The sequence below is a fragment of the Halomonas ventosae genome, assembly GCF_004363555.1.
In the GTDB taxonomy this organism is placed as follows: Bacteria; Pseudomonadota; Gammaproteobacteria; order Pseudomonadales; family Halomonadaceae; genus Halomonas; species Halomonas ventosae.
In genome coordinates this window covers 116909-138297 of record NZ_SNZJ01000004.1, presented here as the reverse complement: position 1 = coordinate 138297, position 21389 = coordinate 116909, and the positions used below count along the sequence as shown (strand labels likewise).

The window sequence follows — 21389 nt, the reverse complement described above, 5'->3', positions numbered from 1 at the left end:
CTTATGTTCAGTAGAGACGACGAGGTGGCGCGACGAGTGGCCATGGTGTTCCCACGAGGAGGCATGACCCGGCCTCCGGGCCCCGAGGAGGACGGCGACCTGGCGGTGCAGAATGCCGACCCGGAGGTGGCGCGTCCTCCCCTGTACAAGGTGGTGCTGCACAACGATGACTTCACACCCATGGAGTTCGTGGTCGAGGTGCTGCAGACCTTCTTCCACATGGACAGCGAGACCGCGGTGCAGGTGATGCTGACCGTGCACACTCGCGGCAAGGCCACCTGTGGTGTCTTCACCCGCGATATCGCGGAAACCAAAAGCCATCAGGTCAATCAATATGCAAGAGAGTGTCAGCATCCGCTGCTGTGCGACATCGAGGCGGCGGACTGAGCGGCATGGTCGAAGAGGGACAGCGACGGTCCTGCGTTGAAGGGAGACTTGCAACGGCGCCGTTTGTACCCGATGTTGATGATGCCGGACCATGAATGATCCGACGCGAAGCCCTGGGCGGCGAGAAGGGGACTGCCATGCTGAGTAAAGAACTTGAACTGACCCTGAACACGGCCTTCACCGTGGCCCGCTCCAAGCGCCACGAGTTCATGACCGTGGAGCACCTGCTGCTGGCGCTGCTCGACAACGCCTCGGCGGCGGACGTGCTGCGTGCCTGCGGGGCCAACCTCGACAAGCTGCGGTCCGACCTGCAGGATTTCATCAATTCCACCACGCCGCTGATCCCCGAGGACCAGTCGGATCGGGAGACCCAGCCGACCCTGGGCTTCCAGCGCGTGCTCCAGCGCGCCGTCTTCCATGTCCAGTCCTCCGGCAAGAGCGAGGTCACCGGCGCCAACGTGCTGGTGGCGATCTTCTCCGAGCAGGAGAGCCAGGCGGTCTACTTCCTCAAGCAGCAGAACGTGGCCCGGGTCGATGCCGTCAACTATATCGCCCATGGCATCTCCAAGGTGGCCGGGCACGGCCAGAGCCAGTCGTCTCCCTCCCCGGAAGCCGAGGAGGCCGAGGAGGGGGGGGGCGAGTCCGGCTCCAACCCGCTCACCAGCTATGCCACCAACCTCAACGAGCAGGCGCGACTGGGCAAGATCGACCCGCTGATCGGCCGCGACCATGAGCTCGAGCGGGTGGTGCAGATCCTGGCCCGCCGGCGCAAGAACAACCCGTTGCTGGTCGGCGAGGCCGGCGTGGGCAAGACCGCCATCGCCGAGGGGCTGGCCAAGCGTGTCGTCGAGGAGGATGTGCCCGACGTCATCAGCGATGCGGTGGTCTATTCCCTGGACATGGGCGCCCTGCTCGCCGGCACCAAGTATCGCGGCGACTTCGAGAAGCGCCTCAAGAACCTGCTGGCCGAGCTGCGCAAGCAGCCCAACGCCATCCTGTTCATCGACGAGATCCATACCGTGATCGGCGCCGGCGCCGCCTCCGGGGGCGTGATGGACGCCTCCAACCTGCTCAAGCCGCTGCTCTCCTCCGGCGAGCTGCGCTGCATCGGCTCCACCACTTTCCAGGAGTACCGCGGCATCTTCGAGAAGGATCGCGCCCTGGCGCGGCGTTTCCAGAAGGTCGACGTCATGGCGCCCTCGGTGGAGGACACCACCCGCATCCTCAAGGGGCTGCGCTCGCGCTTCGAGGAGCACCACCAGCTGAAGTACACCGATGCGGCCCTGGAGAGTGCCGCCCGGCTGTCGGACCGCTACATCAACGACCGCCACCTGCCCGACAAGGCCATCGACGTGATCGACGAGGCCGGCGCCCACCAGCGGCTGCTGCCGCCGGAGGTGCGCGTGGACACCATCGACGTCGACCAGGTCGAGGCGGTGGTGGCCTCCATCGCGCGCATCCCGCCGAAGAGCGTCTCCAGCTCCGACCGCAAGCTGCTGGCCAACATCGACCGCGACCTGAAGATGCTGGTGTTCGGCCAGGACGAGGCGATCGACAGCCTCGCCGCGGCGATCAAGCTGTCGCGGGCCGGTCTCAAGGCGCCGGACAAGCCGGTGGGCAGCTTCCTGTTCGCCGGTCCCACCGGGGTGGGCAAGACCGAGGTGGCCCGGCAGCTCTCCCATATCATGGGCATCGAGCTGGTGCGCTTCGACATGTCCGAGTACATGGAACGCCATACCGTGTCACGGCTGATCGGTGCGCCTCCCGGCTACGTCGGCTATGACCAGGGCGGCCTGCTGACCGAAGCGATCACCAAGCAGCCCCACTGCGTGCTGCTGCTCGACGAGATCGAGAAGGCGCATCCCGAGGTCTTCAACCTGCTGCTGCAGGTCATGGACCACGGCCGCCTGACCGACAACAACGGCCGCGAGGCCGACTTCCGTCACGTGATCCTGATCATGACCTCCAACGCCGGGGTCGAGCAGGCCACGCGGCGCTCCATCGGCTTCCAGACCCAGGACCACTCCACGGACGCCATGGAGGTGATCCGCAAGACCTTCTCGCCGGAGTTCCGCAACCGCCTGGACGGCATCATCCAGTTCCATGCGCTGCCCACCTCGGTGGTGCGCAACGTGGTGGACAAGTTCCTGGTGGAGCTGCAGGCGCAGCTCGACGAGAAGCGGGTCCAGCTCGACGTGGACGAGGCCGCCCGGGACTGGCTGGCAGAGAAGGGCTACGACCCCGACATGGGCGCGCGCCCGATGGCCCGCCTGATCCAGGAGAAGCTCAAGAAGCCGCTGGCCGAGCTGATCCTGTTCGGCGAGCTGGCCGAGCACGGCGGGGTGGTGCACGTCAGCGTGGAGGAGGGCGAGCTCCACCTTTCCACGGAGTCGGAGCTGGCCGACGCGCCCTGACGGGTCTCAGACGGCCACCAAGGCACAGCGCCCTGTCTGCGGACGGGGCGTTGTTCTTTCTGGCCTGGCAGCGGGGGAGGCGGCGGACGCGGGGTGCGGACGGCGCTCGAGCGCGGGGCGGGCGTTGCGGCGTGCCCGGCCGGGGCTCAGCGGGCGCGGTAGACGATGCGGCCCTTGGACAGGTCGTAGGGGGTCAGCTCGACCTTGACCTTGTCGCCGGTGAGGATGCGGATGTAGTGCTTGCGCATCTTGCCCGAGATATGGGCGGTGACCACGTGGCCGTTCTCCAGCTCGACGCGGAACATGGTGTTGGGAAGGGTATCGACGACGACGCCTTCCATTTCGATATGGTCTTCACGTGCCATATAGGCGGTTCCTCGCTGATGATGACGAAAGAAGGTGGCACGGTCTCACGGCCTGGCCGCCCGTGCCGACAGGATAGCGCGATATTGTGCCGCATGCCGCTCGTCAAGGCAAAGGAACCCGCCCTCTGGAGCCCCTACAGGGCAATCATGCGGCGCCAGTGGCGGCCGTCGAGCATCTCCAGCGGCCGGAAGGACTGCTTGTAGTTCATCTTGCGGCACTCGCGGATCCAGTAGCCCAGATAAACGTGGGGTAGCCCCTGGTCCCGGGCGCGCTGGATCAGCGAGAGCACGGCGAAGGTGCCCAGCGAGCGACGCTCCAGTTCCGGCGCGGGATCGAAGAAGGTGTAGATGGCCGAGAGGCCGTGCTCGAGCTGGTCGAAGGCCGAGACGGCCACCAGCCGGCCATCGAGGCGGAACTCCAGCAGCCGGGCGTAGGCCTGGTCGAGGGTCAGGAAGGTACGGTACTGCTCGTGGCTCGGCGGGTACATGTCGCCGTCGGCGTGGCGAGTCCGGACGTAGTGGGCATAGAGCGCATAGTGCTCGGCATCGAAGAGGGCGGGGCGCACGTGGAGCGTCAGGTCGGCATTGCGATTGGCCAGCTTGCGCTGGGTGCGACTCGGCGCGAACTCCGCTACCGGTATGCGTACCGAGATGCAGGCGTTGCAGGCATCGCAGTGGGGACGGTAGAGGTGACGGCCGCTGCGGCGAAAGCCGAGCAGGGCCAGGGCGTCGTAGACCCCCTGGCCGGGCGACTCCTGGGGGTCGAGGAACAGGGTGGTCGCTTCGCGGCCCTCCAGGTAGCTGCAGGCATGGGGGACAGTCAGGAAGAAGCGCAGGTCCCTGACCGGCTGCCGGGGGGCGTTGCTGCTCAAGGCTGCCATCTCCTCTGAATCGGTGGCCCGGTCATGCACTGGTGTCGATCGCATCGAAGGACCAGGTCGGTGCCGAGATGCCGTCGAACGTCTCCCGGCGGCCACTGTCGGCATCGCCCAGCCACTGTTCAAGATAGCCGATGAACTCGCTCCGGGCGATGTCCCTGGCCCCCAGGCTCGCCAGGTGGCCGGTATGCATCTGGCAGTCGATCAGCCGGCCACCGCCGGCGCTCATGGCGCGTGCCAGGTGCACCAGGGCCACCTTCGAGGCATCCGGCGCGCGCGAGAACATCGACTCGCCGAAGAACACCGGTCCCATGGCCACCCCATAAAGGCCGCCCACCAGCTCGCCGGCGCGCCAGACCTCCACCGAACGGGCCGCGCCGAGCCGGTGCAGGCACCCGTAGGCCGCTTGCATCTCGGCGGTGATCCAGGTGCCTGGCTGGCCGTCGCGGGGGGCGGCGCATGCCGCCACCACCCGCTCGAAGGCGGTGTCGGCCGTGACCGAAAAGCCGGCGTTGCGCAGCCGCTTGGCGAGGCTGCGGCGCACCCGGATCTCGTCCGGAAACAGCACCATGCGTGGGTCCGGGCTCCACCACAGCACCGGCTGGTCATCGCTGAACCACGGGAATATGCCGCGGCGGTAGGCGGCCAGCAGCCATTCCGGAGTCAGGGCCCCGCCGGCGGCCAGCAGGCCGTCGGGGTCGCGCAGGGCCGACGCGACGGGCGGGAAGCCCACGGGGCGGTCAGGGAGCCAGGGGAGCATGGGCAGCGTCTTCCTCGATGACGACCCGTCCAGTCTGCCGCGCGGCGCGATGGGGCTCAAGGCATGCAGGCCCCTGTGATGGTGAGCACTTGCTCGGTATGATTGAGCGCAGTGAAATCCGGAAGACGCCATGTTGGCGCAAGGGGGATGGCCGCTTGAGTGTCAAGAAGAGGACCTCGTCACGTCGGGTGACGGCGGCGAATGCCAGGGAGACGGCGAAGCGCTTCGGCCTGCGACTGCAGGGGTCGGCTCGCGAGGGCGTGGTGATCCTGCTGCTGGCCGCCTGTGTGTTCCTGCTGCTGGCGCTCTACAGCTTCCGCGCCCAGGATCCCGGCTGGTCACGCAGCGGCCCCGAGACCGAGGTCGCCAACTGGATGGGGCCCATCGGGGCCTGGCTCGCCGATGTGCTCTATTCACTGTTCGGGGTGAGTGCCCTGTGGTGGCCCGGCATGCTGGGGTTCGCCGCCTGGTGGCTGATCCGCTCGCGGCAGGTGCGCTTCGAGTGGGATGCCACCGCCCTGGCGGTGCGCTGCGGGGGGCTGGTGCTGCTGCTGCTGGGCTCCACCACCCTCGGGGCGCTGCACTTCTACCGACCCGATGGCCCCTTGCCCTACTCCACGGGGGGCATCCTCGGCGAGGGGCTGGTCGGTGCCCTGATCCCCCTGGTGGGGACGGGCGGTACCGGCCTGCTGGCCGCGGCCGCCATGCTCTGTGGCTTTCCCCTGTTCACCGGGCTCTCCTGGCTGACGGTGATGGACGAACTGGGCCACCGCAGCCTGGTGCTGTGGCGCTGGGTGGCGGACCGCTTCGGGCTGGTCCGGGAACGACGCGCCGAGCGGCGCGACGAGGCCCGGGAGGAGAGCGAGTCCTCGGCCGCCCAGGACGATGCGCAAGGGGCCGATGAGGCCCCCGAAGCTGAGCCTCGGTCGCGCTGGTGGCAGCGTCTGGGGGGGAGACGTCGTCGCGAGGCCGAACCGGTCCTGGCCGTCGACGGGGGCTCGCGTCGCGAGCCCGGTTTCTGCAATGACGGCGAGACCGACATTCCCTGGGAAGTGCCCGAGCGCACGCCGTCGGCCAAGCAGCCCGAGGCGGCCTATACCGCTCGGGCCTCCCGTGAGGCCGTGGAGCCGCGGGTGGCGATCACCCCGCCGGGAGAGAAGCAGACGGCTGCTTCCTCGCCTCTCGCCGGGGCCAGGCCCGCTGAATCCCCCCTTCCCCCGACCTCACGTGAGCCGATGTCGGATGCCGGCCGCGCCGTCTCCCCCGCATCCGGCGAGACACCTCGCAACCGGCCGGAGCCCAGCGACGAGAAGAGCCCCCGCCGGGTCCCGGAGACGGTGCCCGAGCCCGTGCTGCCCGATGACGACGAGGTAGTGCCGGCCTGGCAGGGGCCCGCCCTGCGGGCCCAGCGTGACGAGGGGCGTCTCGATGCGGACGTCGATGCCGCCTCCGGCAGCCCCGAGGCCGGGGAGGAGGCCGATGCGCCGCCCCCCGCCCGGGCCTCCTCGGGTGCCTCGCCGCACTCGCCGGCCCGCGAGGGGCGACGCCGTGAACCGGAGCTGGCCAACTGGCAGTACGCCGACTGGGAAGAGCCCGACGACGCGGACGAACCGCAGCTGGCCTGGGCGCCCGCGGGCGCCATGGGGGACGGGGAGGCGTCGGCCGGTCGTCGTGACCCGGGGGTTGCCCCACCGGAACCGACGCCGGAGCCCGTGCCCCAGGTGGCGACCGCCGAGCAGGGGCGCGAGGCCGCCGACGAGCCCGAGGGGCCAGCCCTGTGGACCGTGGAGCACCTGCAGAACCAGCGGCCGGTGCTCGACGAGCTGCCGGAGCCCGATGGCGAGCTGCCCAGCCTGCGACTGCTGACGCCGCCGCAGCCCCAGCAGCGCAACTATTCCGAACAGCAGCTGGCCGAGATGGCCGAACTGCTCGAGACGCGGCTGCGCGAGTACGGGGTCAAGGCCGAAGTGGTCGATACCTGGCCGGGCCCGGTGATCACCCGCTTCGAGATCAAGCCGGCGGCCGGCGTCAAGGTCTCCAAGATCAGCAACCTGGCCAAGGACCTGGCGCGCTCGCTGATGGTCAAGAGCGTGCGCGTGGTGGAGGTGATTCCCGGCCGACCGACCGTGGGCATCGAGATCCCCAACCCGCATCGCGCCATGATCCGGCTGCGCGAGGTGATCGACTCCGACCGCTACCAGCACGAGGCCTCGGCGCTGACCCTGGCGCTGGGCCAGGACATCGGCGGTGGCCCGGTGGTGGCCAACCTCGGCAAGATGCCCCACCTGCTGGTGGCCGGCACCACCGGCTCGGGCAAGTCGGTGGGGGTCAATGCCATGCTGATCTCCATGCTGCTCAAGGCGACACCCGACGAGGTACGCATGATCATGGTCGACCCCAAGATGCTGGAACTGTCAGTCTACGACGGCATCCCGCACCTGCTGGCGCCGGTGGTCACCGACATGAAGGAGGCGGCCAATGCGCTGCGCTGGTGCGTGGCCGAGATGGAGCGTCGCTACAAGCTGATGGCATCGATGGGCGTGCGCAACATCGCCGGCTTCAACGGCAAGCTCGACGAGGCCGAGCGGGCTGGCGCCCAGGTGGCCGATCCACTCTGGGAGCCCCAGCCCTGGGAGATGCACCAGTCGCCGCCGGTGCTCGAGAAGCTGCCCTACATCGTGGTGGTGATCGACGAGTTCGCCGACATGTTCATGATCGTCGGCAAGAAAGTCGAGGAGCTGATCGCGCGGCTGGCCCAGAAGGCCCGCGCCGCCGGTATCCACCTGATACTGGCCACCCAGCGGCCCTCGGTGGACGTGGTCACCGGCCTGATCAAGGCCAACATTCCCACCCGCATGGCCTTTCAGGTCTCGTCCCGGGTCGACTCGCGCACCATCCTCGACCAAGGCGGCGCCGAGAACCTGCTCGGCCATGGCGACATGCTCTACCTGCCGGCCGGGTCGGGCATGCCGACCCGCGTCCATGGGGCCTTCGTCGACGACGACGAGGTGCATCGGGTGGTCGAGGACTGGAAGCGTCGCGGCGAGCCGGAGTACATCGACGAGATCCTCTCCGGCGGCGTCTCCGCCGAGGCCCTCACCGGCCTCGAGGCCGAGGGCGGCGGTGACGACGACGCCGAGCAGGATGCCCTCTACGACGAGGCGGTGGCCTTCGTCACCGAGAGTCGCCGTGCCTCCATCTCGGCGGTTCAGCGTCGCTTCAAGATCGGCTACAACCGCGCGGCGCGCCTGGTCGAGTCCATGGAGATGGCCGGTGTGGTCTCCACCATGGGCACCAACGGCGCGCGAGAGGTGCTGGCCCCGCCACCGGTGGGCGACTGACGCGCGCCAACCTTGCAGCAATGATGGAAGCCCCGGTAGCAATGCAACCCGCCGGGGTGTCCCGGGTCCGAGTGACAGGATGCCATGATGGACCCGTCCAGGGAGACAGAGACGATGACAGTGAAGAAGACCCTCGCCGCGCTGACCATGACCCTCGCCGTGCCGATGTCGGCCCTGGCCAGCGAAGGCGCCGAGCGCCTGGCGGACATTCTCGAGCCGCTCCAGACCTACGTGGCGGACTTCGAGCAGCAGATCCTCGATGGCAGCGGCCAGCGCCTGCAGGAGGCCCGGGGCCGCATGTGGCTGTCGCGTCCCGGCAAGTTCCGCTGGGAGGTGGACGCCCCCTACGAGCAGCTGGTGGTCTCCGCGGGCGAGGAGGTCACCCTCTATGACCCGGACCTGGAACAGGCCACGGTGCAGGCGCTGGACCAGCGGGTGACCCACACCCCGGCCCTGCTGCTCTCCGGCAGTGCCGATGAGCTGACCGGCAGCTATGACGTCACCCGTCGCCAGCAGGGCAGCAGCGAGACCTTCACCCTGGTGCCCAAGGACCCCGATACCCTCTTCGAGGAGCTGCAGATGACCTTCCGCGGCGAGGCGCTGGACCTGCTGCAGATGACCGACAGTACCGGGCAGCGCACCGCCATCGAGTTCGACAACGTGCGCATGAACGAGCCGCTGGACGACAGCCGCTTCACCTTCGAGATCCCCGAGGGCACCGACGTGATCCGCGACACGCAGTAACGCGCCGAGCTGAACGCGCCGAGCGGCCAAGCCGTTCGGTGGTGGGTGGCAGGCGTGGAGGCAATGAATTGCGTTCCCCCGTCGGATGTCAGGTCCGGCGGGGGTTCTTTATTTGGGCTGGGTTATCCTGCTTGGCGGCTTGGCGGCTTGGCGGCTTGGCGGCTTGGCGGCTTGGCGGCTTGGCGGCTTGGCGCTATGCCCCGTCGTCCGCCTCGGCATCGAGCTGCGCCCGCCAGGCCATCAGCTGGCCGTAGCGCTTCTCCTGGCCATATTCCGTCGGTTGGTAGAAACGCTGGTGCGGGATCTCGTCGGGCCAGCAGTCATGGGCGCTGCCGGCCGGGTAGCCGTGGGGCTCGTGGTGCGCGTAGCGGTAGCCCTGGCCGTGCCCCAGGGACTCCATCAGCTTCGTCGGGGCATTGCGCAGGTAGGTCGGCACCTCCAGCTGTGGCTGCTCCGCCACGAAGGCCTTGGCCTGCTTCCAGGCCTGGTCGATGGCGTTGCTCTTGGGGGCCACCGCCAGGTGGATGGCGGCATGGGCAATGGCGCGCTGGCCCTCGTAGTCGCCCAGGCGCAGGTAGGCGTCCCAGGCGGCCATCACCAGGGGCAGGGCCCGCGGGTCGGCGTTGCCGACGTCCTCCGAGGCGATGGCCGAGAGGCGGCGGATCACGTCGAGCGGGTCGCCGCCACCCTGCATGAAACGGGCGATGTAGAGCAGGGCGGCATCGGGGCGCGAGGAGCGCACCGACTTGTGGATCGCCGAGAGCAGGTCGTAGAAGTGGTCGCCCTGCTTGTCGAAGGCGCTGGCCTGGTGCCCGATGACGTCCTCCAGTGCCTCGCGGGGCAGGCGCTCGCCGTCGCCCTCGGCCACGGTGAAGTCGCAGGCGGTCTCCAGCAGGCCCAGGGCGCGGCGGGCGTCCCCGGCGGCGGCCCGCGCCAGCAGCGCCAGTACCCCCTCGTCCACGCGGATCCGCCGGGTGCCCAGGCCACGCGTCTCGTCGGCCAGCGCCCGCTGCATCACCTCGACGAGTTCCTCCTCGGTGAGCGACTTCAGCACGTGCACCCGCGCCCGGGAGAGCAGCGCCGAGTTGACCTCGAAGGAGGGGTTCTCGGTGGTGGCGCCGATCAGCGTCAGCAGCCCCGACTCCACGTGGGGCAGCAGGGCGTCCTGCTGGCTCTTGTTGAGGCGGTGGATCTCGTCGAGGAACAGCAGGGTGGGGCGCTGACGGGCCTGCATGTCCCGCGCGCGATCGACGGCGGCCCGGATCTCCTTCACTCCGGCCATCACCGCCGAGAGGTGCTCCAGGTGGGCGCCGGAGACCTCGGCGAGGATCTCGGCCAGGGTGGTCTTGCCGGTCCCCGGGGGGCCCCAGAGGATCATCGAGCGCACCACGCCGCTCTCGGCCATGCGCGCCAGCGGCTTGCCAGGGCCGACCAGCGCCTGCTGCCCCACGTAGTCCTCGAGGCGGCGTGGACGCATGCGGAAGGCGAGCGGCGCGGCATCGTCGGGGGTGTTGCCCTGGAAGAGATCCATTTCTGACTCCTTGGCTCGCGACTGCTAGAGTGGATGTGTCGTCGCAGGCAATACGACCTTGGGCGACAGGCACAATTCCCCCCGACCGGCTAGCTTGAGACAGGTCGGCCCTGCCGGGGGCACGGCGCGGTGAACCCGATCCGCCGCGGCGAATCCAACCTAGACAGCCTTCTGTTCCACATCGCCACAGAGGAGACTCCCGTCATGCCCATGCTGAAGCAGTTGCGTCAGGATCATGCCAACATGGCGCGCATGTTGCACGTCCTGCAGCTCAAGCAGAAGTCCCTGGCGTGCGGCGAGCGTCCCAACTTCCAGCTGGTCCGGGAGGTCGTCGACTACATCCTCGATTACCAGGAAGGCTTCACCCAGCCCCTCGAGAAGGTCTGCACCGAGCGCCTCAAGGAGCTCGACCCCTCGAGTGTCGAGGTCACCGAGCGCCTCTCCCGGGACTATCGGTCGCTGAAGTCCCGGCTGAAGCGCCTCTCCAACGACCTCGACATGATCCTGATGGATGCCGTGGTGCCCATGGACCGCTTCGCCGAAGACCTCAAGTCCTACCTGGAGAGCCACCGCGCCTACCTGCGTGACGAGCGCGAGCTGCTGTTCCCGCTGATCCAGAAGAACTTCAACGACCAGGACCTCGAGGCCCTCGCGGCGGCCCTGCCGGAGGGCGCCCAGACGCAGCTCGAACGGCTGCAGGAGGCCTACCCCGAGCTCTATGCCGAGCTGCGAGATGCCCCCGAGCCGGTGACCTGATGACGTCTGGCCGGCGTTTCGGCCCTGCCGCGGGTCTGGGGTAGAATGGCCGGCATTCTCATCGGCCCCCTTCTACGTCATGCCCAACCTGTTTCGCCTCGCCCTGCCATCGTCCTGCTCGCGTCACTCGGCCCTGAAGCGTCGAGGGGCAGGATGATGGCGGGTCCGATCCTGGTCTTCGATTCGGGCGTCGGCGGGCTGTCGGTGGTCAGGGCGCTGCGCCGGTGCCTGCCCGAGGCCGCCCTGGCCTATGCCTGCGACAATGCCATGCTGCCTTACGGCCAGCGGGAGGATGCCTGGCTGGTCCAGCGCATCCGGGTCGTCTGCGAGGCCGCCGTGGCGGCCAGCGGCTGCAGCGCCCTGGTGGTGGCCTGCAATACCGCCAGCACCCTGGCGCTGGACGTCCTGCGCGCTTCCCTGACGATTCCCGTGGTCGGCACCGTGCCCGCCATCAAGCCGGCGGCCGGGATCAGCCGGACGCGCCATATCGGCCTGCTGGCGACCAGTGCCACGGTGTCGCGGCCCTATACCCTGCAGCTGATCCGTGACTTCGCCGCCGACTGCCGGGTGACGCGGGTCGCCGCGGACGCCCTGGTCCGCGAGGCGGAGCGCCTGGTGGCCGGGGAGCCCCCCCATCGGGCGATCCTGCACCGGGCCCTCGCCCCGCTGTGGGAGGATCCCCACCTGGATACCGTGGTGCTCGGCTGCACCCACTTCCCGCTGCTGGCCCCGTGGCTCGCCGAGGCCGCGCCGTGGCAGGTGAGCTGGATCGACTCCGGCGAGGCCATCGCCCGCCGGGTCGGGCAGGTGGTGACGGCGCTCGCCCCCCGCCAGGGGGATGAGCCGAGCTTCGTCACCGCCCCCGACGAACGCCTGGACAGGGGGCTGGCCGACTTCGGCTTTGCCCCGCCGAGGCTGCTGCACCCGGCCTGAGTCGACCGCGAGGGCCGGCACCATCGTTATTTCCTCAATCTCGTCATCTTACTCTCGTCATCTTAACCAGGAGCCGCCGTGGCCATTCCCGTCGTCGACCCCGCCCGCTATGACCAGCAGCTCGAGGCCAAGCGCGAGCGCATCACCCGTGACTTCGCGCGCTTCTCGCCGCCGATGCTCGAGGTGTTTCCCTCGCCGCCGAGCCACTTTCGCCAGCGCTGTGAATTTCGCCTCTGGCACGAGGGGGACGACCTCTTCTATGCGATGTTTGAAATTCAGGGGTCCGAGGTGGACCCCGAGGACCCGAAACGCAAGACGGTGGTCCGCCTGGACGACTACCCGGTGGCCGGCCGGCAGATCAACGACCTCATGCCGCGCCTGCTCGATGCCCTCCGCGACAACGACCTGCTGCGCCGCCGGCTGTTTCAGGTGGAGTTCCTCACCACCCTCTCCGGCGAGGCGCTGGTCACCCTGATCTACCACCGCCGGCTCGACGAGGCCTGGGAGGCCGAGGCCCGTGCCCTCCAGCAGGCGCTGGGCATCATGGTCATCGGCCGCGCCCGCAAGCAGCGCCTGGTGCTGACGCGTGACCATGTGTGGGAGCGCCTCGCGGTTGACGGCGACGAGCTGGTCTACCAGCAGGTGGAGAACAGTTTCACCCAGCCCAATGCCGAGATCTGCCGCGCGATGCTGGCCTGGGCCCGGGACGTCACCCGGGACAGCCAGGACGGCGACCTGGTGGAGCTCTACTGCGGCAATGGCAACTTCACCGTGGCGCTGGCCGGCAACTTCCGGCGGGTGCTGGCCACCGAGATATCGCGGACCTCGGTGGCCAGTGCCCGGGTCAACCTGGCGGCCAACGGCATCGCCAATACCGAGGTCGGTCGCATGTCCGCCGAGGAGTTCTCCCAGGCCCTGAAGGGCGAGAAGGGCGGGCGCCGGGTGGCCGAGATGGCCCTCGACGACTACGCCTTCTCCACGGTGCTGGTCGACCCGCCACGGGCGGGGCTCGATGAGGAGAGCTGCCGCCAGCTCAGCGAATATGCGCGTATCGTCTATATTTCATGCAATCCCGAGACCCTGGCCGACAACCTCGAGGTGCTGACCCGCAGCCACGAGATCCGGCGCTTCGCGCTCTTCGACCAGTTCCCCTGGACGCACCACTGCGAATGCGGTGTCCTGCTGGAGCGGCGTGGCTGAGGGGGCGGCGTGCCCGGCACGCTGTCAAGCGGCGATGCGCAACCGACATGCTCCATGAGCGAAGGGGCATGTGGCTGGGGTGGGCTCGGGAAGTGACGTAAGCTGGAAGGCGATGCGGCCAGGAGGCCGCCACGTCAAGTTCTCCCGGCCGCCTACGGCGGCCGCAGGCAGCCGAGGTGATGGATGCAACACGTCGCACACGAGGAGACCCGCCAGGATCTGCTCAAGCAACTCGAGGAGCGGCTGCAAGGCCGTCTGGACGAGGACAAGGCCACCCAGGTCGGTGCCTTCGCCCGCCACTTCTATGCCACGGTACCGCTCGATGATCTGGCCGACCGCCGTCTCGACGACCTCTATGGCGCCACCCTCGCCGTGTGGCACTTCCTGCAGCAGTTCGATCCTGCCGACCCCAAGGTGCGAGTCTTCAACCCCGACTTCGAGCAGCATGGCTGGCAGTCCACCCACACCTTCATCGCCGTGCTCCACGAGGACATGCCCTTCCTGGTCGACTCGGTACGCATCGAGCTCAACCGGCGGGGCATGACCGTCCACGCCATCCACAATGCCGTGCTGGCGGCGGAGCGCGACGGACAGCACCGGCTCACCCGGGTCACCCCGACCCGGCAGGCCGACGCCCCGCAGGGGCGGGAGTCGTTGATCGCCATCGAGGTGGACCGCCACTCGGACCCGGCGCTGCTCGAGGAGATCGAGACGAGCCTTCAGGAGGTGCTGCGCGACGTGCGTACCGCGGTGGCCGACTTCGAGCCGATGCGCGAGCAGGCCCGGGCGGCCGTCGCCGAGCTCAAGGCCTCGCGCCCGGAGCAGGTCGATGCCGGTGACCACGAGGAGGCCATCGCCTTTCTCGAATGGCTGCTGCATGACAACTTCACCTTCCTCGGTTACGACGAGTATGTCGTCCACGAGGCCGAGGGGCGGCAGCGCCTCGACCGGGTCGACGAGAGCAAGCTGGGCGTGTTCCGCCTCGACCAGCCCCGCTACCAGGAGCGTATCCGCACCGACCAGGGGGTGGAGGGTGACCGCTACGTGCTGGTTCCCCAACTGCTGTCGTTCGCCAAGAGCGCCCACCATGCGCGGATCCATCGCCCGACCTATCCCGACTACATCTCCATCGACCGTTACGATGACCAGGGACGGGTGATCGGCGAGCGCCGCTTCCTCGGCCTGTTCACCGCCACCGTCTATAACGAGTCGCCGCGCAACGTGCCGATCCTGCGCCGCAAGCTCGCGACGGTGATGGAGAAGTCCGGCTTCAATCCCAAGGGGCACAACGGCAAGCACCTGCTGCACATCCTCGAGGTCTATCCCCGCGACGATCTCTTCCAGATCGACACCGACGAGCTGACCCAGACGGCCCTGGGCATCCTCGACATGCGCGAGCGGCGCCGGGTGAGGCTGTTCATCCGCGAGGATCGCTCCGGCAAGTTCTACTCCTGTCTGGCCTTCGTGCCGCGCGACGTCTTCTCCACCGAGCTGCGCCTGCGCATCCAGAACCTGCTCTGCGAGGAGCTCGACGCCACCTTCGGCGACTTCAACACCTACCTCTCGGAGTCGGTGCTGGCCCGCATCCAGTTCATCCTGCGCTTCAAGGGCGACCAGCCGGCCGACTACGACCTGCGGCGCCTGGAAGCCAAGCTGGCGACCCTGGCCCGCAACTGGCGCGACGACCTTCAGGGCGCCGCCATCGAGGGGTTCGGCGAGGAGCAGGCCAACCTGCTGATGGACCGCTTCCGCGATGCCTTCCCCGCCAGCTATCGCGACGACTTCTCGGCGCGTACAGCGGTCTACGACCTGCAGCACATCAGCGAGCTGGATGACGGCACCCCGCTGGCGCTCTCCCTCTACCGGCTGGTCGAAGAGGAGGGCAGCGGGGTCAACCTCAAGCTGTTCCACCGCGACCAGCCGATCCCGCTCTCCGACGTGCTGCCGATGATGGAGAACCTGGGGCTGCGGGTGATCGGCGAGCGCCCCTACGAGTTGGAGGCCAGCGACGGCAGCTACTGGATCCATGACTTCGACCTGGAGCACCACACCAGCACCGAGGTCAACCTGCAGGAGATGCGCGAGCCCTTCGTCGAGGCCTTCCAGCGCATCTGGAACGGGGAAGCCGACAACGACGCCTTCAACCGGCTGATCATCGGCGCCAACCTGGACTGGCGCGAGGTGGCCATGCTGCGGGGCTATGCCCGCTACCTCAAGCAGATCCGCTTCGGCGTCTCCCAGGACTACATGGCCACCACCCTGGTAAACCACCCGGAGATCACCCGCGAGCTGGTGACCCTCTTCGAGCTGCGCTTCGATCCAGCCGAGCGCCCGCCGGAGGGCGAGATCGAGGCCTGCACGGGGCGCATCATCCGGCTGCTCGACGATGTGGCCAGCCTCAACGACGATCAGCTGCTGCGCCGCTACATTGAGCTGATCCAGGCGACCCAGCGCACCAACTACTACCAGCCGGGCCCCGATGGCCGTCACAAGGACTACATGTCCTTCAAGATGGAGCCTTCCCGGGTCACCGGCATGCCCAAGCCGCGGCCGGCCTACGAGATCTTCGTCTGCTCGCCGCGCGTGGAGGGGGTTCACCTGCGCGGTGGCAAGGTGGCGCGGGGCGGGCTGCGCTGGTCCGACCGCTTCGAGGACTTCCGCACCGAGGTGCTTGGCCTGGTCAAGGCGCAGCAGGTCAAGAACGCGGTGATCGTGCCGGTGGGCGCCAAGGGCGGCTTCGTCTGCAAGCGCCTTCCCGAGGGCGGTGACCGCGATGCCATCCAGCAGGAGGGCATCGCCTGCTACAAGACCTTCATCCGTGCTCTGCTCGACGTCACCGACAACCGCGTGGGGGGCGAGATCGTGCCGCCTCGCGACGTGGTGCGCCACGACGACGACGACGCCTACCTGGTGGTGGCGGCCGACAAGGGCACCGCGACCTTCTCCGATATCGCCAACGAGATCTCGGCCGAGTACGGGCACTGGCTGGGCGATGCCTTCGCCTCGGGCGGGGCCAACGGCTACGACCACAAGAAGATGGGCATCACCGCCAAGGGGGCCTGGGAGTCGGTCAAGCGCCACTTCCGTGGCCTGGGGCTGAATACCCAGGAGGACGAGTTCTCGGTGCTCGGCATCGGCGACATGGCGGGCGACGTCTTCGGCAACGGCATGCTGCTCTCCGACAGGATCCGCCTGGTGGGGGCCTTCAACCACCTGCATATCTTCGTCGACCCGAGCCCGGACGTGGCGGCGAGCTTCGCCGAGCGCCAGCGCCTCTTCGCCCTGCCGCGCTCCAGCTGGGAGGACTACAACGCCGAGCTGATCTCCGAGGGCGGCGGGGTGTTCAAGCGCTCGGCCAAGACCGTCCCCATCTCGAAGCAGATGAAGGCGCTGTTCGACATCAAGGAGGACAAGCTCGCCCCCAACGAGCTGATCCGCGCCATGCTCAAGTCCCGGGTCGACCTGCTGTGGAACGGCGGCATCGGGACCTACGTCAAGAGCAGCGAGGAGACCGATGCCCAGGTGGGCGACAAGGCCAATGACGGCCTGCGCATCGATGGCCGCGAGCTGCAGTGCCGTGTCGTCGGCGAGGGCGGCAACCTCGGCCTCACCCAGCGCGGGCGCATGGAAGCAGCAGCGCGGGGCGTGCGGGTCAACACCGACTTCATCGACAATGCCGGTGGGGTCAACTGCTCCGACCATGAGGTCAACATCAAGATCCTCATCGACGAGGTGGTCAAGCGTGGCGACATGACGGAGAAGCAGCGCAACCAGCTGCTCGCCGACATGACCGGTGAGGTCTCGGACCTGGTGCTGCTGGACAACTACCGCCAGACCCAGGCGCTGGATCTCGCCGAGCTCCTCTCCCGGCAGGGCATCGGGCCCTTCCGGCGCTTCATCAGCGAGCTCGAGGCCGCCGGCCAGATCGACCGCGAGCTGGAGTTCCTGCCCGACGACGAGATCCTCAACGAGCGCGCCGCCAACGAGCAGGGGATGCTGCTGCCGGAGCTCTCGGTGCTGATCTCCTACGCCAAGAGCGTGCTCAAGGGCGACCTGATCGCCTCGGACGTCCCGGACGACCCGACCATCGTCAAGTTCGTCGAGCGGATCTTCCCGAAGGTGCTGGTCGAGCGCTACAAGGACGAGATGTACGACCACCGCCTGAAGCGCGAGATCGTCGCCACCCAGGTGGCCAACGACCTGGTCGACCACATGGGCATCGTCTTCGTGCGCCGGCTGATCGACTCCACCGGCGCTGATCGCGCCACCATCGCCCGCTCCTACGTCGTGGCGCGCGACAGCTTCCAGCTGCCGCGCCTCTGGGAGCAGATCGAGGCGCTGGACAACCGGGTGCCGAGCGACGTGCAGTACGCCATGATGCTCGACCTGATGCGCATGCTGCGGCGCGCCACCCGCTGGTTCCTGCGCAACCGCACCGGCATGAGCACCCGGGATGCCATCGACTTCTTCGCCCCGCGGCTGGCCCAGCTGCAGGAGAACATCGGCAAGCGCCTGCGCGGCGAGGAGCACGAGGCCTGGGAGGCCCGCCGCAACGAGCTCACCGAGGCGGGCGTGCCGGAGGCCCTGGCATCGACCGTGGCGGCCGCCGGCAGCCTCTACGCGGCGCTCGGCATTATCCAGGCGGCCCGCCAGACCAACGAGAAGCCGCAGCGCGTCGCCGAGGTGTTCTACGAGATCGGCGATCGCCTGGAGCTGCCGTGGATGATCCAGCAGATCACCGAGCTCAAGGTGCGTGACAGCTGGCAGGCCCAGGCCCGCGAGACCTTCCGCGACGACATCGACCGCCAGCAGCTGGCGCTGACCATCAGCGTGCTGGGCATGGAAGGCGGCCCGCGGGACTGCGCGGAACGGGTGGAGCAGTGGCTCTCGCTCCACCAGGGCATGCACCGGCGCTGGTGCCGCCTGCTCGAGGAGGTGGGCAGCGGCAGCCATGGCGGCTTCCCGCTCTTCGCGGTGGCCGTGCGCGAGCTGGTCGACCTGGCCGAGAGCAATCGCGAGACCTGACCGCTCCGCCTTGCTGATGGCCAATGCCACGAACCCCCGCCATCGGCGGGGGTTCGTGTTTCCAGGGGGCGGGCAAGGCAGCGGTCAGAGCAGGAACAGCGTGGCCAGCCCCAGGAAGGCCATGAAGCCCACCACGTCGGTCACCGTGGTCAGGATCACCGACCCCGAGAGGGCGGGATCGATGCCCGAGCGCTTGAGCATCAGCGGGATGACGATGCCGGCGATGCCGGCCGCCAGCATGTTGATCACGAGGGCGGCGGCGATGATGACGCCGATGGCGATGCTGCCGAACCACAGCACCGCGAGCACGGCCACCACCAGCGACCAGAGCACGCCGTTGAGGGCAGCGATGCCGATCTCCTTGCGCAGCAGCCAGCTGCTGTTGGTGCGGCTGATCTGGCCCAGGGCCAGGCCGCGGATCGCCAGGGTCAGGGTCTGGCTGCCGGCGATGCCGCCCATGCTGGCGACGATGGGCATCAGCACGGCCAGGGCCACGATCTTGTCCAGGGCATCCTCGAAGCGGCCGATCACCCAGGCGGCCAGGAAGGCGGTGACCAGATTGATGCCGAGCCACACGGCGCGTCGCTTGGCGCTGGGCATCACCGGCGCGAAGAGGTCTTCCTCCTCGTCCAGGCCGGCCATGTTCATCAGCGCCTGCTCGGAGTTCTCGCGGATCACGTCGACGATGTCGTCGATGACGATGCGACCGAGCAGCAGGCCCTCCTCGTCGACCACCGGCGCGGAGGCCAGGTCGTGAGTCTGGAAGAGGGTGGCCACCTCGCGGGAGTGCATGGTCACCTGGATGCTGTCCACGTCGCGGTCCATCAGGTCGGCGACGGCCATCTCGGGGTCATTGGAGACCAGGCGCGCCAACGGCAGCACCCCCACGAAGAAGCCGTTGCGGTCGACCACCATCAGCGCATGGGTGTTGTCGGGCACCGCCTCCTTCCAGCGCAGGAAGCGCTTGACCGTCTCCAGGCTGACGTCGGCGCGCACGGCGATGGTGTCGGTGCGCATCAGGCGCCCGGCACTGTCCTCCTCGAAGGAGAGCGTCTCCTGCAGCCGGCTGCGCTGCAGCTCGTCCATCGAGCGCAGCATGTCCTCGGCCACCTGCTGGGGGAGGTCCTCGAAGATCTCGGCGAGGTCCGTGGTATCGAGGCCCGAGGTGGCGGCCACGATCTCGGCATGGTCCATGTCATCGAGCAGGGTGCTGCGCACCTCGTCGTGCACGTGAAGCAGGACCTCACCGTCGACCTCGCCCGGCACCCGTTCCCACAGCTTGATGCGTGCCGCCGGGGGCAGTGACTCCAGCAGCAGGGCGACCTCCGCCGGCTCCAGGTCGGCCAGGACGTCGTCGACGGCATCGAGCCGCTCGTCGCCCAGCGCCCGGTGAATGCGCGACAGGCGGTCCTCGAGGGTTTCGGTGGTATCGGCCATATGGATCTCCCTGGCTTGTTAGGCTGCACGGCCCACCCGGCCGTGATCGCGACGGCGTTGCGTACAGTAGATCACAGAACGCCCCCTGGCTGTCGCCGCGGGGACGGTCGTCGGGCGCCTGAGGCGTCGGCGTCGTGTCTGGCCACCGGCACTGCTATACTCTGCGGCCCCCGCCCGCCCCCTTGACCGGAGTCGCCATGTATTCGCTTGCCCGTTCGCTGCTGTTTCGCCTGGACGCCGAGACCGCCCACGGCGTCGCCCTGAAGGGGCTCGACCTGGCCGGTCGCCTGGGCCTGGCGGAGCGACTCGGCGGCGGGCGGGTCGAGGACCCGGTGGAACTGATGGGGCTGCGCTTTCCAAACCGGGTTGGCCTGGCCGCCGGGCTGGACAAGAATGCCGACCACCTGGATGCCCTGGGAGCGCTGGGCTTCGGCTTCGTCGAGGTGGGCACCGTGACGCCCCGGCCCCAGTACGGCAACCCCCGGCCGCGGCTGTTCCGCCTGCCGGAGGCCGGCGCCATCATCAATCGCATGGGCTTCAACAATGCCGGGGTGGATCACCTGGTCGAGCGTGTGAAGGCGAGCCGCTACGACGGGGTGATCGGCATCAACATCGGCAAGAACCTCACCACCCCGGTGGAGCAGGCGGTGGACGACTACCTGACCTGCCTGCGCAAGGTGCATGGCCATGCGCACTACATCACAGTGAACATCTCCTCGCCCAATACCCCGGGGCTGCGCAACCTCCAGTTCGGCGAGCACCTGGATGCGCTGCTCGGTGCCCTGCGCGCGGAGGGAAGCCGGCTCGACCGGGAGGCCGGTCGCCGCGTCCCCCTGGCGGTGAAGATCGCCCCGGACATGAGCGACGAGGAGGTCGGCCTGGTGGCGCGCACCCTCGAGGCCAATGGCATCGACGCGGTGATCGCCACCAATACCACCGTCTCTCGCGAGGCGGTGGCGGGGCTTGCGCATGCCGACGAGCAGGGGGGGCTCTCCGGTAGGCCGGTATTCGAACCCTCGAACACGGTCATCCGCGAACTGCGCCGCCGGCTTCCCGGCATGCCGATCATCGGCGTGGGCGGCATCGACAGCGGCGAGGCGGCGCGGGCCAAGGTGGCGGCCGGCGCCGACCTGGTGCAGCTCTATTCGGGCTTCATCTATCGCGGGCCGGCGCTGGTGGGGGAGTGTGCCCGGGCACTTCAGGCCCGCTTCGCCGGGCAGTGAGGTCCCGGCGGGCGGCCACTAAAAAGCCCATGGCAGGGCCATGGGCTTGATATGTTCGTCAACACCTCTGACGATGGTCTGATGACCCGGTGAATGCGGGGGTCACATCACCATGGGGTTCTTGTGAATGCCGGAGACTCCCGTCATGCCGGACCATTGATCCCCACGACCTTCACGCCAACCGCTCATCCAGTACTCGCGTAGATTGATATCCTGACTTGGACAGTCATCGCGGGAACGACCTGAGAGACCCGCCTTGTACCCATGAACATAGGCACGCTGGAAGCGATCACGTTTCTGTCGTTTCATTGGACTACCTCTTGATGAAGGTACCGACGAGAACCCGGCCTCGAGACCGGATTCATGTTGCCCGGGCGACATCGGTCTCTGCGGCA

Annotated in this window: 15 protein-coding genes; 9 read left to right on the top strand and 6 right to left on the bottom strand. The window is 68.4% G+C overall.

Annotated elements, in window-relative coordinates; translation table 11 throughout:
- Positions 1-63 precede the first annotated feature (63 nt).
- On the top strand, positions 64-387 hold the full coding sequence (gene clpS / locus DFP85_RS04725) for an ATP-dependent Clp protease adapter ClpS (protein WP_106230195.1): 324 nt from the start codon (positions 64-66) through the stop codon (positions 385-387).
- Between the two features lie 137 nt (positions 388-524).
- Positions 525-2801: an ATP-dependent Clp protease ATP-binding subunit ClpA gene (clpA, locus tag DFP85_RS04720; protein ID WP_133635261.1), complete on the top strand. Its 2277-nt coding sequence runs from the start codon at positions 525-527 to the stop codon at positions 2799-2801.
- A 146-nt stretch (positions 2802-2947) separates the two neighbouring features.
- On the opposite strand, the gene infA is transcribed toward clpA, so the two are convergent.
- The 3 genes from infA to aat form a co-directional block, all read right to left on the bottom strand.
- Positions 2948-3166: a translation initiation factor IF-1 gene (gene infA / locus DFP85_RS04715; RefSeq protein ID WP_040185975.1), complete on the bottom strand. Its 219-nt coding sequence runs from the start codon at positions 3164-3166 to the stop codon at positions 2948-2950.
- A 134-nt stretch (positions 3167-3300) separates the two neighbouring features.
- A complete protein-coding gene (locus DFP85_RS04710) occupies positions 3301-4038 on the bottom strand; it encodes an arginyltransferase (protein ID WP_106230196.1) in 738 nt (245 codons plus the stop codon).
- Positions 4039-4069: 31 nt separating this feature from the next.
- Positions 4070-4804 carry a leucyl/phenylalanyl-tRNA--protein transferase gene (aat, locus tag DFP85_RS04705; protein WP_133635152.1) on the bottom strand — a complete coding sequence of 245 codons (735 nt, stop codon included), beginning with the start codon at positions 4802-4804 and terminating at the stop codon, positions 4070-4072.
- 155 nt (positions 4805-4959) lie between these two features.
- Between aat and DFP85_RS04700 the strand changes: the two genes are divergently transcribed.
- Together DFP85_RS04700 and lolA are read left to right on the top strand one after the other, a co-directional pair.
- Entirely contained in the window at positions 4960-8145 is a 3186-nt protein-coding gene (locus DFP85_RS04700; RefSeq protein WP_243737203.1) for a DNA translocase FtsK, read from the top strand.
- A 114-nt stretch (positions 8146-8259) separates the two neighbouring features.
- Positions 8260-8889 (top strand): outer membrane lipoprotein periplasmic chaperone LolA, encoded by a 630-nt coding sequence (gene lolA, locus DFP85_RS04695; protein ID WP_133635151.1) that lies wholly within the window; start codon positions 8260-8262, stop codon positions 8887-8889.
- A gap of 193 nt (positions 8890-9082) precedes the next feature.
- On the opposite strand, the gene DFP85_RS04685 is transcribed toward lolA, so the two are convergent.
- Complete coding sequence (locus DFP85_RS04685; protein WP_133635149.1) at positions 9083-10420, bottom strand: replication-associated recombination protein A; 1338 nt, start codon at positions 10418-10420, stop codon at positions 9083-9085.
- Positions 10421-10630: 210 nt separating this feature from the next.
- Here DFP85_RS04685 and DFP85_RS04680 point away from each other — a divergent pair, with 210 nt between their 5' ends.
- From DFP85_RS04680 to DFP85_RS04665, 4 genes are all read left to right on the top strand, one after another.
- Entirely contained in the window at positions 10631-11176 is a 546-nt protein-coding gene (locus tag DFP85_RS04680; RefSeq protein WP_133635259.1) for a hemerythrin domain-containing protein, read from the top strand.
- Positions 11177-11332: 156 nt separating this feature from the next.
- Entirely contained in the window at positions 11333-12109 is a 777-nt protein-coding gene (gene murI, locus DFP85_RS04675) for a glutamate racemase (RefSeq protein ID WP_133635148.1), read from the top strand.
- A 78-nt stretch (positions 12110-12187) separates the two neighbouring features.
- Positions 12188-13309, top strand: a complete 1122-nt coding sequence (gene trmA / locus DFP85_RS04670; protein WP_133635147.1) for a tRNA (uridine(54)-C5)-methyltransferase TrmA — start codon at positions 12188-12190, stop codon at positions 13307-13309.
- Between the two features lie 183 nt (positions 13310-13492).
- The gene (locus tag DFP85_RS04665; protein ID WP_133635146.1) at positions 13493-18334 is read left to right on the top strand and encodes an NAD-glutamate dehydrogenase; all 4842 of its coding nucleotides are present in this window, start codon (positions 13493-13495) and stop codon (positions 18332-18334) included.
- Positions 18335-18418: 84 nt separating this feature from the next.
- Here the strand turns inward: DFP85_RS04665 and mgtE are convergent, their stop codons facing one another.
- On the bottom strand, positions 18419-19771 hold the full coding sequence (mgtE, locus tag DFP85_RS04660) for a magnesium transporter (protein ID WP_133635145.1): 1353 nt from the start codon (positions 19769-19771) through the stop codon (positions 18419-18421).
- 197 nt (positions 19772-19968) lie between these two features.
- On the opposite strand from mgtE, the gene DFP85_RS04655 reads away from it, so the two are divergent.
- Positions 19969-20994, top strand: a complete 1026-nt coding sequence (locus DFP85_RS04655) for a quinone-dependent dihydroorotate dehydrogenase (RefSeq protein ID WP_133635144.1) — start codon at positions 19969-19971, stop codon at positions 20992-20994.
- Positions 20995-21096: 102 nt separating this feature from the next.
- On the opposite strand, the gene rmf is transcribed toward DFP85_RS04655, so the two are convergent.
- Positions 21097-21303 (bottom strand): ribosome modulation factor, encoded by a 207-nt coding sequence (gene rmf / locus DFP85_RS04650; RefSeq protein ID WP_082042631.1) that lies wholly within the window; start codon positions 21301-21303, stop codon positions 21097-21099.
- Positions 21304-21389: the final 86 nt, after the last annotated feature.